At 68.2% G+C, this 11,168-nt stretch carries 10 protein-coding genes; 4 read left to right on the top strand and 6 right to left on the bottom strand.

Going from position 1 to position 11,168, the window contains the following annotated elements; genetic code table 11:
• Positions 1-24: 24 nt before the first annotated feature.
• The 3 genes from AC5Y5V_RS22290 to AC5Y5V_RS22280 all read right to left on the bottom strand — a co-directional run bounded on the left by AC5Y5V_RS22290 (position 25) and on the right by AC5Y5V_RS22280 (position 2,798).
• Complete coding sequence (locus AC5Y5V_RS22290) at positions 25-888, bottom strand: DUF4344 domain-containing metallopeptidase (protein ID WP_499940032.1); 864 nt, start codon at positions 886-888, stop codon at positions 25-27.
• 49 nt (positions 889-937) lie between these two features.
• Entirely contained in the window at positions 938-2,113 is a 1,176-nt protein-coding gene (locus AC5Y5V_RS22285; RefSeq protein ID WP_499940028.1) for a cytochrome P450, read from the bottom strand.
• Between the two features lie 82 nt (positions 2,114-2,195).
• A complete protein-coding gene (locus AC5Y5V_RS22280; RefSeq protein ID WP_499940026.1) occupies positions 2,196-2,798 on the bottom strand; it encodes a hypothetical protein in 603 nt (200 codons plus the stop codon).
• 50 nt (positions 2,799-2,848) lie between these two features.
• Between AC5Y5V_RS22280 and AC5Y5V_RS22275 the strand changes: the two genes are divergently transcribed.
• Complete coding sequence (locus tag AC5Y5V_RS22275) at positions 2,849-3,718, top strand: SDR family NAD(P)-dependent oxidoreductase (RefSeq protein WP_499940023.1); 870 nt, start codon at positions 2,849-2,851, stop codon at positions 3,716-3,718.
• On the opposite strand, the gene AC5Y5V_RS22270 is transcribed toward AC5Y5V_RS22275, so the two are convergent.
• Entirely contained in the window at positions 3,719-4,525 is an 807-nt protein-coding gene (locus AC5Y5V_RS22270) for an antibiotic biosynthesis monooxygenase (RefSeq protein WP_499940021.1), read from the bottom strand.
• 167 nt (positions 4,526-4,692) lie between these two features.
• Between AC5Y5V_RS22270 and AC5Y5V_RS22265 the strand changes: the two genes are divergently transcribed.
• Positions 4,693-5,925, top strand: a complete 1,233-nt coding sequence (locus AC5Y5V_RS22265) for an FAD-dependent oxidoreductase (protein ID WP_499940141.1) — start codon at positions 4,693-4,695, stop codon at positions 5,923-5,925.
• 29 nt (positions 5,926-5,954) lie between these two features.
• Positions 5,955-6,527, top strand: coding sequence for a DUF4389 domain-containing protein (locus AC5Y5V_RS22260; protein ID WP_499940140.1), 573 nt, complete (start codon positions 5,955-5,957; stop codon positions 6,525-6,527).
• A 310-nt stretch (positions 6,528-6,837) separates the two neighbouring features.
• Here the strand turns inward: AC5Y5V_RS22260 and AC5Y5V_RS22255 are convergent, their stop codons facing one another.
• Both AC5Y5V_RS22255 and AC5Y5V_RS22250 read right to left on the bottom strand, forming a co-directional pair.
• Positions 6,838-9,333 (bottom strand): ABC transporter permease, encoded by a 2,496-nt coding sequence (locus tag AC5Y5V_RS22255; RefSeq protein ID WP_499940139.1) that lies wholly within the window; start codon positions 9,331-9,333, stop codon positions 6,838-6,840.
• 26 nt (positions 9,334-9,359) lie between these two features.
• The gene (locus tag AC5Y5V_RS22250; RefSeq protein ID WP_499940018.1) at positions 9,360-10,130 is read right to left on the bottom strand and encodes an ABC transporter ATP-binding protein; all 771 of its coding nucleotides are present in this window, start codon (positions 10,128-10,130) and stop codon (positions 9,360-9,362) included.
• A gap of 203 nt (positions 10,131-10,333) precedes the next feature.
• Between AC5Y5V_RS22250 and AC5Y5V_RS22245 the strand changes: the two genes are divergently transcribed.
• A complete protein-coding gene (locus AC5Y5V_RS22245) occupies positions 10,334-10,978 on the top strand; it encodes a cutinase family protein (RefSeq protein WP_499940138.1) in 645 nt (214 codons plus the stop codon).
• The last annotated feature ends 190 nt before the right edge of the window (positions 10,979-11,168 follow it).

Here is an 11,168-nt window from a genome sequence, read left to right as displayed (position 1 = left end):
TTGGCCGGACGCCGCACCCGGCCGCTAGTTGGGCTTGCGCAGGTGCGGCCCGAGCAATTGTTTCCAACCCCGGGTCATGTTCTGGTATTCGTCTTCGCAGTTGCCGGCCCGGTCCTCGGGCAGGTCTCCAGAGGTGACGATGCTGGCGTTGGCCGCCGGGTTCGACCCGTAGATCCAGCACTGCCAGTTGTACATCCGCTGGATGTCCATCGGGTGCCCGTCCCAGAAGGGGAGCTCGTTGGCGTCGTTGGACTCCTTGGCGCTCAGCTTCCAGTCTTCGGCGGTGTGCATGGCGATGCGCACGCCGTTGGGATACGGCTTGCCGTCGGCGCCAGGGTTGAGCAGTGTGAACGCTGACAGCTGGTCGGCGACGTCCTCTTCGCGGCCGGTGAACGCCAGCTGGTAGATCGCCAGCGTGGCGTGTCCGAGCTCGTGATAGAAGCCGGAGGTTTCCGAGTCCAGCGCGGCGGTCACCGGATCCGGGTTGCCGCTGCCCACGAAGTTGTGCTCGCTGTGCTCGATGGACTCGTAGCAGAGTTCAATCTCGTTGCTGTTGGGGTCGTACATGTCGTTGACCGTGTCGCACTGCTTACCGACGATGCCCAGGTCGCCCGGCAGTACCAGAGTATCCTCGACATGGCTGGCCAGCCCCTCCAAAAGCTTTGCCTCCTCCATGATCTGGCGGCCGCGCTGCGCCTCCGGGCTGCGCGCCTCCTCATAGCGGACTTTCACTTTTCCCGACGGGGCCGCCGGCGCCGCGCGCTGATTCCTGCCCGACGGTTGCGCCGCCGACGATTCGGTGTCGGCCTGCCGGCCGCCGGATCCCTGGCATCCCGCGGTGATCAGCAGCGCAGCACCTGCTGCGACGACCACGATTGCTTTCCTCAACGCGCAAACCCCCATTTCGGCGCGGTCCCCGTGTCACGATAACCGGTTGCTACCCCAGCCGCAGCGGCAGTGACGAGACGCTGAAAGTAGCTGACGGCCATACGATCTCCGCTTGATACCCCGGCGCGAGTTCGAAGGACGTTATGCGGCGCAGCCATTCGGAGACGACGAGATTGAGCTCCATGCGCGCCAGATGCGATCCCAGACAGCGGTGTGTGCCGCCCCCGAACCCCCAGTGCCGGTGCACCTTGCCGTCGAGAACCAGCTCGTCGAGCGACGTCGCATCGCTGCCGTCGCGATTGATGGCGCCCAGGCACAGCCATACGCGTGCGCCCGCGGGAATGGTGACACCGGCGACGTCGGTGTCCCGGGTGGTCACCCGCGGAACGATCGGGGCGGGCGTCTCCAGCCTGACGATCTCTTCGACGAAAACGTTGATCTGGTCCGGGTTCTCGCGCAGTCGTGTGCTCAGCTGCGGGTTCCGGGCCAGTTCGAGCAGCGCTGAGCCGATCGCGGAGGTCACGGTGTCCAACCCGGCCAGCACGAACACGTAGCTCAGCCCGAGCGCTTCGCTGTCGTTCAGCGGATCGTCGCCCTGCAGCACTTGCGAGAGGATGTCGGCGCCGGGATTCTCCCGATGGGCAGCGATCGCTTCGAAAAGGTACGCGCTCAGCTCGATCGCCGGGGTCAGGTCGGCGCCCTCGAGGGTGTCGAGCAGGCCGAGATCGATGATGGCGTCCTTCCACCGGATCAGCCGGTCGCGATCCTGCAGCGGCAGACCGAACAGCGTCAGAAAAACCTGCGAGGGATAGGGGACCGCCAGCTGCGCCATGGCGTCGCAATGGTCGTCGGCGGCGATCGCCTCGATAATCTCGGAGGCCTGCGCCTGCAGGGACGGCAGCATCGCACCGAGCGTGTGGGGGCTGAAGTACGGCTGCAGGATCTTTCGGAAGCGGGTGTGCTCTGGCGGGTCGTAGGCGAGCGGAACCAGCGGCAAGGGACTGCCCAGGATATCGAAGGCGCGCTTCGACGAATAGATCTCCGGGTGGCGCAGGGCCTCAAGCACATCCTCGCGCCGGGTCAGGTAATAGAAGTCGTCGGCCGCGCCGCGAACCACCGGGCCGGCGTCCCGCAGCACCGACCATCCGACGGCCCGATCGGCGGCCATGGGCAACTCCATGTAGTCCATGTGTGGCAGATCGCGGGTTTCATGCTGCATCGTCATCTCCGGTCGGACGTTACCGGCCGCCGCGGGTTTTGTGGCCGCATCAGCCGATCCGGCGCCGCTCAGGGAGCCGATCAAGCCTCTAGCCGCCCAGACCCTTCCTGACCGCCGAGTCCTGCTTCTGACCCACGTCGGTGACGAAGTCCGGCGGTGCCAGCGACTCGATCGGGCCGTCGAATTCCAGCGTGACGAACGCCTTGCCCTCGGTGAACATCAGGAACGACACGCCCTTGGAGCCGTCCGGCGCGTCGCCCAGCAGCGTCGTCCCGGCGGCACCGATGTCCGCCGGTTGGCTGACCGGATTTTTCAGCGCGGTGGTCTGCGCCGCCTTCGCCGCATTCAGCGCGCCCATAGCGGCGGCGGGATCCGCCAGAACCTGGATGGTGTCGCGGATGACGTGGCTGCCATCCTGAGTACTGAACGTCGTCGCGGCGCCCGGCTGGCCGTTCGGATTACGGATCGGCGGGCTGGCGGTGAAGGGCTCGGGCGCCTTGAGGTCGGATGCCTGGATCAACCATGCGGTGTAGTCCGCGCCTTGGCCTGGTGCGGCAGAGGTGGCCGAGCCCGACTGGGCCGCCGGCGACGCGGGCTTGGCGCCGCAGCCCGCCACCGAAACCGCCGCCGAAACCGCCACCGCCACCGCCGTCGCGCTAATGCTCGTCACGGACCGCACAGTACCTCGCATGCGTGGTGGGGTGGTTGTCTTAGCGGGGAGCCGATGATGGGAGGGCAAAGATGACGGGGTCGCTGGCCGGTCGTGCGGCGGTGGTAGCCGGGGGCAGCCGTGGGATCGGACGGGCCGTCGCCGAGCTGCTGGGCCAACTCGGCGTCGGCGTCGTGATCAACGGGCGCGACCCCGAAGCGGTCGACGAGGCCGTCGGCGCCGTGACCGCGTCGGGCGGTCGGGCCGTCGGGGTGGCGGGCGCGGCCAACGACGAGCGCGTCGCCGAAGCCCTGATCCGCGAATGCACCGGCGCATTCGGGCGGCTGGACATCCTGGTTAACTGCGCCGGGATCCCCGAGCCGCCGGGTTCGTCGATCCTGAACATCACCCCAGCGGCATTCGACCATCTGATCGCGGTCCACCTCGGAACGGCCTTTCACACCTGCCGGGTGGCCGCGCCGGTGATGGCCGCGCAGGGTCACGGGTCGATCATCAACACCGGATCGGTGGCCTTTCTCGGCGACTACGGCGGTACCGGCTATCCGGCGGGCAAAGGTGCCGTCAACGGGTTCACGCTCGCGGTGGCGGCGGAATTGAAGTCCGCGGGCGTGCGCGCGAATGTCGTGTGTCCCGGCGCGAAGACACGGCTGTCGACGGGGGCGGAGTACGAAGCGCACATCGAAAACCTGCGCCGCCGCGGAATACTCGACGACATGACCGCGAAGGCGTCCCTGGACGCCGCGCCGGCCGAATTCGTGGCACCGCTCTACGCATATCTGGCCGGCGACCTCGCTCGCGATGTCACCGGCCAAATCTTCATCGCCGCAGGGGGATTCGTCGGCCGCTTCGATCGTCAGACACCGCGGGTGCTGGGCTACCGCGAGCACCGGGACGCCGGACCGTGGTCGATCACCGAACTGCACGCGATGATCGACAGCTGACTAGCCGAGCAGGGTGAAGGTCGTCACCGACGCGGCGTAGAGGGCCGCGATCACCGCGGCGCCGGCGAGGCTGATGCGGCCGGGAGCCCCGTCGACCGGGTCGATCCAGCGGCGGAACGGCCGCGACACCGTCGGGACCAGCACCCATTGCAGCAAGCTGACGCTGGCGACGTTGCCGACGAAAACCGACAGCGCCTGGTTGGCGCCGAGCCGACCCAGTTCTGGCGCCAGTGACTTGGACAGCAGCATCACGGTCGGATAGAGGCAGAGCACCACCAGCATCGCGGACTTCCACGCCGGGGTGATCTTCGTCTGACCGTCCGTGACTCGGACCGTGGACCCGAACGGCGCGCTACGCGGCAGCTCGGCGAAGTCGCGGGTCAGCTCACCGCGCAGGCGCGGCAGTGCGTCCTGGCGTTCGCGGGACCGGATCCATTCGGCGAGCTGACGCGCCGTCCGGAAACGCAGCACCGACATCCACTGGCCCGACGAGTCCGCCGGAAACAGCGCGGTGCCTTCGTATCCCGGGAAGGCGGAGCTAATCACCGTCAGATCGCGCTGGGCCGCTACAAATTCGGTTTCCTTGCCGGGTGTCACGCTGTGCAGGAAGACGCCGACGTTCGCGGGTGGCGGTTCTCCGGGGGCCAGGATCAGGTCGGAGGCCGACCGCAGGTATCCCTGCGCCTGACCGGCAACGAGTTGCTCGAGACGCTCGGCGCTGTCGATCCACGCATGGAGCAGCTCCGCGTCCTCGAAGGTCACCTCGACGGCCCAATCGCCGTCCTGAACCGATTGGCGTGCCGACACGTGTCCACTGCAATGGCGCGCCGAAGCAAAGTATCCGGCCACCCACCGGCCGAATCGCTCAGGATCGGAGGGCGGATGAAAGATTGTGATCGCGGTTGCGCCAACAGTCATATCAGTTGTCTACCATCCACGTTGAGCGCCGCCCCGGCAGGAAGCTGATGCCGGGGATGCCGGATACCCGCAAATCCGCCAGGCTTGCGCCGCGCCGCCGGCCGTTGCGGGTCCTCGTCATCGGCGCCGCGGTGGCCGGACTTTCGGTTGCGCGGGGATTACTGCGGGACGGGCACGACGTCACGGTCTTCGACCAGCGGGCGGACGTGCGGGCAGGTGGCGGCGCAGTCACCATCTGGTCCAACGGCGAGACCGTGCTCCGACAGCTGGGTGTGGACATGGACGGGGCGGGCCAGCTGCTGTCCGGTGTGCGGGTGATCACCGCCCGCGGGCGACGGCTCGCCAACCTGGACCTGACGACGATGCGGCACCGGCTGGGCGCGCCCGTGCGGATGGTGCCGCGGCGCGTCTTGTTGGCGAGGTTGCGGGAGGGCTTCCCGGAGGATCGGATTCGGTGCGGCTCCCGAGCGGTCGGGGTGACCACCTGGCGCGACGGGGTGCGTGTCGAATTCGCGGACGGCTCTTCGGCCGAGGGGGACCTGCTGATCGGTGCGGACGGCCTACATTCGGTGATCCGCGATGTCGTCGGGGCGCCGGCCCCTGAGCCGACTGGGTGGTGCAGCTGGCAGGGACTCGTCGACTTTCCGGAAGTCTCGAATGTTCAGGACCGTGAGGTCGGGCTGATCGTGGTCGGCGAGCACGGAAACCTCGGCATGTGGCCGGCGGGCGGCCTAGATCTGCAGTGGTGGTTCGACTTGCCGTGGTCCCATGACTTCGTCCGACCGCAGCGGCCGGTCGACGTGATCCGGTCCAACTTCAGCGGCTGGACCGATTCGGTCGACCTGCTGCTCGCGAAATTGACCGACGACGACCTGGCCGCGTCGCCGTTCCCGCACTTCCGGCATCCGATCCCGGCACCGGCGTGCGGACCGCTGACGTTGCTCGGCGACGCCGCGCACACGATGCCTCCGACGCTGGCGCAGGGCACCAATCAGGCGTTGCTCGACGCGATGGTGCTGTGTAAGGCGCTCTCGGACCTAGACCCGACGGCCGCGCTGCGGTGGTACGAGAAGACGCGGCGGCGCCGGGTTTCGGCGGTGTCGCGGGTGGCGTCGCTGCAGGTCGCCCATGGGGAGTCGATGTTGCGGCCGGCGGCGCTGTTCCCGGACCGCGTCCACACTTGGGCGCTGACCACGTTTCTGGGCTGCACCAGCCATCGCCGGCTGGCCGCCCGAATCAGCCGAGATGTGGCTTCCGTGCCCAACTCGGCTTGCCCGTCGGAGCCATGAACATGGACGAACCGGCCGAATTCGTGCGCGTGCGAGGCGATTTCGACGCGCCGTCGCGCTGGCTCTGGATCGTCAAGTGGTGCGTGCTGGCCGTTCCGCACTACCCGATCCTGATACTGCTGTACCTGGTGTATCCGCTGCTGACGGCCGCCGCCGGCGTCGCCATCCTGTGCACCGGGCGGTATCCGCGGCCCGTCTTCGACTTCAACGTCGGCGTGCTGCGCTGGTCCTGGCGGGTGATGAACTACCGGTTCCCGATGAACAGCACCGACCGGTACCCGCCGTTCACGCTGGCGTCCCGGCCCGACTACCCGGGTGACCTCGACGTCGACTATCCGGAACGGCTGTCGCGCTCGGGCGTGCTGGTCAAGTGGTGGTTGCTGGGGCTGCCGCAGATTCTGCTGTGCTGGGCGATGGAACCGCTGTTGCAGGTCCTCACGGTGATCGCGGCAGCGGCGCTGCTGTGCACCGGGACGATCCCGCGCGGCATGTACGACCTGCTGATGGGCATCGTCCGCTGGCGCTATCGGGTTGCCGTGTACGTGTCGTTGATGCGCGACGAGTATCCCCCCTTCCGCCTCGATCAGCAGCGGCAATCGTGAGCGCGGCGGAGCCGGGCGAAACGGGTTGCCGCCATTAGCAGCGGCAATCGTGAGCGCGGCGGAGCCGGGCGAAACGGGTTGCCGCCATTAGGCCCAGCGGCAATCGTGAGCGCGGCGGAGCGGGGCGAAACGGGTTGCCGCCATTAGGCCCAGCGGCAATCGTGAGCGCGGCGGAGCGGGGCGAAATGGGTTGCCGCCATTAGGCCCAGCGGCAATCGTGAGCGCGGCGGAGCCGGGCGAAACGGGTTGCAAGTACGTCGATCCGCCGAAATGCCTGCGTAGGCCCCATACTCGACGAACGGCCGCGCGCCTAGTCGACGCTGACGGCCTCGATGATGTTGAGTCGCGCCGCGCGTCGCGCGGGGGGCACCGAGCCGAGCAGGCTGACGGCCAGTGCGCCCACCGTGAAGACGAGCACCATCGCGCTCGGCCGGAACCTGACTTGAAAACTCATCATTTCCCCACTGACGAGGCTGAATAGCCACTGGTCCGTCACGCCGAACGCCAACCCCAGGACGCCGCCGACCATGCCGATTCCTACCGCCTCGACCAGGACCATCCGCAAGGTGAACCGCCGGCTGGATCCCATGGCCCGCAGCACCCCGATTTCGCGTCGGCGTTCCAGCACCGACAGCGTGAGTGTGTTGAGCAGCGCCACCGCCGCCACCAGTACGACGATGATCCAGACGGCGTTGGCGATGAACATGCTCTGGCGCATCGGGGCCTCGAGTCCCGCCAGCCCCACGTGGCCGTCGTAGACATAGCTCGGCGCGGGCACCACCCGGCGGACCTCGTCCAGCAGGCGCTTCGGATCGGCGCCCGGTGCCCCCGGATTCCCAGAAACCTGCAGCACGGTGGCCGCCGGACGGTCGAACCAGCCGCGCAGCCGATCGAGGCTCATGCCGACGGTCCCGATGACCGTCGAGAAGTAGGGGACCAGGGCCAGCACGGTTGGCTGTTGCGCCCCGCGCGGCGTCTGCATGCGCAGTCGGTCGCCGGCCCGGACGTGCAGCGTCTTGCCGAGATTCTGGGTCAGCACCACGCCGCGGCCCGCGAGCACCTCGTCGCGCACCCGGTTGTCGAGCGCGCGGAAGAGCGGGTCGGCGGTTCCGGCGGAGAACCCGTCGAGCATCACGCGGGTGCCACCGACCTCGGCGAACCCGAACGCGCCCTCGGTGACGCGCGCCACGCCCGGCACGGCGGCCACCCTTTCGGCAAGCCCCTGCGGCAGTGCGTCGGTGGGGTAGCTGTCGGGCGGATTCGCGCTCACCCACACCGGGACGTCGGCCACCGGCGCGAAGATGCCCCGCGCCGACCGGATCATGTCGGTGTTGGTGCCGGTGATCGCGATGGTGGTGACGACCGCGATGAGGACCGTCATCACCGTCGCCCACACCCGGCGCGGGGCGCGTTCGATCGTCGCGGCCGCGAGCGCCCCCGCGGGGCCGAAAATTCGGGCGGTCGTGGCGGTCGCCCTGACGATGAATGAGGTAAGCGCGAAGCCGAGCGCGATCTCGGCGCAGAACACCGCGGACATCGCCGCGAACGCCACCACACCGCGTTGGGTGACGACAACGACGATCGAGGTCGCCAGCAGGGTGAGCGCGCCGACCCCCGTCGCGGTGCGCAGCCAGCGTGGCACCCGGTCGGCCGCCGAAACCCCAGCGGGCGCCAACGCCTCGATCGGAGAGACCTTGTAAACCTGCCGGGTGGCCATCGCCGAAGCGACCACGCTGGTAAGTGCGGTGGCCGCCAGCGCTGCCGGGATCGCATAGCCCGGCAGCCAGTATTCGACGCGAGCCTCCAGCCCCTGCGTCATGGCCGCGGGCAGCCGCCCGATCGCGTTGCGGCCCAACACTATGCCGATCGCCGATCCGATGCTGCCGCCGAGCAGGCCCAGCAGCGCAGCCTCGGCGAGCATGTCGCGGACGATGGTGGCGCGACGGCCGCCGATCGCCCGCAACATCGAGATGACCGGTCGGCGCTGCGTGATCGCCATGGTCATGGTGGTGTAGATCAGGAACGCCCCGACCATCAGTGCGACCATGGCGCCCATCAGGGCCATGTAGTTCATCATCTTGACGCCGTCGCCGGCCCGCGTCGCCCGCATGCTGGGGTCCGCGACGACGGCCCGGCCGTTCACCGCGGCGGTGACGTCGCTGCGAACCTGGGCCAGGTCCGCGCCGGGCTTGACGGTGATCAGGATCGAGTCGAGCCGGCCGTGGCGGCCGGCGAGGTCCTGCGCGAGAGCGAGCGGCGCCAGCACATAGTGCCCGCCGTTGAGGTCGGCGAGACGCTTGCCGCCGAGTACCTCGATGACCGTCACCGACCCCGAACCCAGTTGGAACACGTCGCCTTTCGCGTGGCCGACGCCGGGCCCGACGCGCACCCCGTTGGCGGGGTCCGACGGATTTGCCAGCTGACCCGACACGGCGTCTTTCAGCGCACCGCCCAGGGCGGTGATGCTCGCGTCGGCACCGAACAGCAGCACCGGTCCCGATGCGGTGGATGCCGACGTCCGGATCATCGGCGCCGCGACGGCGACCCCGGGCACCGCGGCCACTTCGGCCGTCACCGCGTCGGGAAAGCCGGCGTCGGTGATGCCCGACACTTCCAGGGACGCGATGCCCGCGACGCCGTCCGCCAGCCGGTTGACGGACCCGGCGATGGACCCGAAGATGCCGAATACTGCCACCAGATACATTGCGGAGACCGCCATTACGGCGACCGAGGCGACGGTGCGGCGACGGTGGACGGCGAGCTCGCGCAGGCTGAAGATCCGTAACCGGCTGGCCGCGGCGGCCATCGCCGGGCCCTTTCGTGCCGTGCGGGTCAGCACGGGACCAGTGTCAGCTCGTCGGAACCGACTCTGCCGTCCTGCAGTGTGATGATGCGGTCGGTGGCCCGCGCGGCATCGGGATTGTGGGTCACCATGACGACGAGCCGGCCGCGGCCCTCCTCGTGCGCGACCGCGGCGAGCAACTCCAAGATGGCCGCTCCCGTGGTGGAATCGAGGTTGCCCGTGGGCTCGTCGGCGAGGATCAGCGGCGGGTCCATCATCAACGCGCGCGCCACCGCGACGCGCTGCATCTGGCCGCCCGACATTTCCGACGGCCGATGTTCGGTTCGGTTGCCCAGCCCGACCCGCTCGAGCAACCGGACCGCGTCCGGCCTGGCCTTACCCAGCCGCACGCCGTCCAGCAGCTTCGGCACGGCCACGTTCTCCCACGCCGACAGCGTCGGCAGCAGGTTGAAAAACTGGAATACGAATCCGACCCGAAGATGCCGAAACTGGGACTGCTGTTCGTCGCCTAGGCGAGCGATCTGTTCGCCGTCGAAGGTGATCGACCCCGAATCTGGGGAGTCCAGCGCGCCGAGCAGATGCAGCAACGTGCTCTTGCCCGCCCCAGACGGCCCGACCATCGACACGAACTGGCCACCCTCGAGCCGCAGGCTGATGTTGTCGAGCGCCCGCACGGATTGGCCGCCGACCCGGTACTGGCGCACCACGTCGCGAAGCTCGATGGCCAGCCCGTGTCCGGGCGGATCGACGCTGGACCTCGTCGGGCCCGAACTCCCCAGCGCGTGACGACCGCGACTCATAGGAAGGACACGAGCGCGCGGCCCGAACGGTTCGACGCCGATATTTTGCGCTCACAGCAACGCCCAATCTGTCTGGTAGAAAGGGCCTTAGCCGCAGGTGCTCGACAACCCGCTGTTCCGCTTGATGTTTGAGACGAAAACGAGTGGGCAACTTTTTCTGCGTGAATCCACGCAACATGGTTCGCGTCGCCTTTGCCGCGGTGATTACCTCCGCGGCACTGGCTGTCGCGTTGGTCCCTTCCTCGTCCGCGGCCCCGTCGGTGGCATCGGGTCCCTGTCCCGATGTCGAGGTGGTCTTCGCGCGCGGCACCAGTGAACCGGACGGCGTCGGGTTCATCGGCCAGGCGTTCGTCGACGCGCTGCACTCCAAGATCGGCCCCAGATCCATGGGCGTTTACGCGGTGAATTACCCCGCGACCATCGATTTCCCGACGGCCCTCGACGGCATCAACGACGCCGGCATGCATGTCGAACACATCGCGGCCACCTGCCCTAAGACCAAGATGGTGCTCGGCGGCTTTTCCCAGGGTGCGGCCGTGATGGGCTTTGTCACCTCCGCCGCGGTACCGGACGGCGCGCCGTCGGGCGCCCCCCGGCCCATGCCCCCCGAGGTGGCCAACCACGTTGCCGCGGTGACTCTTTTCGGAACGCCATCCAGCAATTTCATGAACTCCGTCGGTGCCCCGCCGCTCACGATCGGTCCGCTGTACCTGGCGAAGACCACGGAATTGTGCGCAGCCGGCGACCCAGTGTGCTCCGACGGCGGTGATTGGGCCGCCCATAACGCGTATGTCGACGACGGAATGGTCGACCAAGCCGCGACTTTCGCTGCCGCTCACCTCAATTGATTCGTCCGCGGGACGTCAGCCGTAGCGGCGGCCCGACGTTACTTCTGGCTGAGGCCCCGACGGGCGAATTTCGTCCGTAACACTTCGAGGGTGCCCGACTAGAGCGCCACGTCAGCGCTCTGCGATGGCTCACGCAGTTGACCGGCCGCGCGACCCGCATTATTGAACACCGCGCGAAAGATGTTTATTT

It is taken from the genome of Mycobacterium sp. NGS68, from assembly GCF_059812195.1.
The sequence above is the reverse complement of the archived record's forward strand: the minus strand, read 5'-3'. Positions and strand labels throughout refer to the sequence as shown.

Bases quoted from the DNA above. Each gene is read 5' to 3' on its own strand.
- AC5Y5V_RS22285 (WP_499940028.1), bottom strand. From the start codon at position 2,113: ATGACGATGCAGCATGAAACCCGCGATCTGCCACACATGGACTACATG.
- AC5Y5V_RS22275 (WP_499940023.1), top strand. From the start codon at position 2,849: ATGACGGGGTCGCTGGCCGGTCGTGCGGCGGTGGTAGCCGGGGGCAGC.
- AC5Y5V_RS22265 (WP_499940141.1), top strand. From the start codon at position 4,693: ATGCCGGATACCCGCAAATCCGCCAGGCTTGCGCCGCGCCGCCGGCCG.
- AC5Y5V_RS22255 (WP_499940139.1), bottom strand. From the start codon at position 9,333: ATGGCCGCCGCGGCCAGCCGGTTACGGATCTTCAGCCTGCGCGAGCTC.
- AC5Y5V_RS22250 (WP_499940018.1), bottom strand. From the start codon at position 10,130: ATGAGTCGCGGTCGTCACGCGCTGGGGAGTTCGGGCCCGACGAGGTCC.
- AC5Y5V_RS22280 (WP_499940026.1), bottom strand. From the start codon at position 2,798: ATGCGAGGTACTGTGCGGTCCGTGACGAGCATTAGCGCGACGGCGGTG.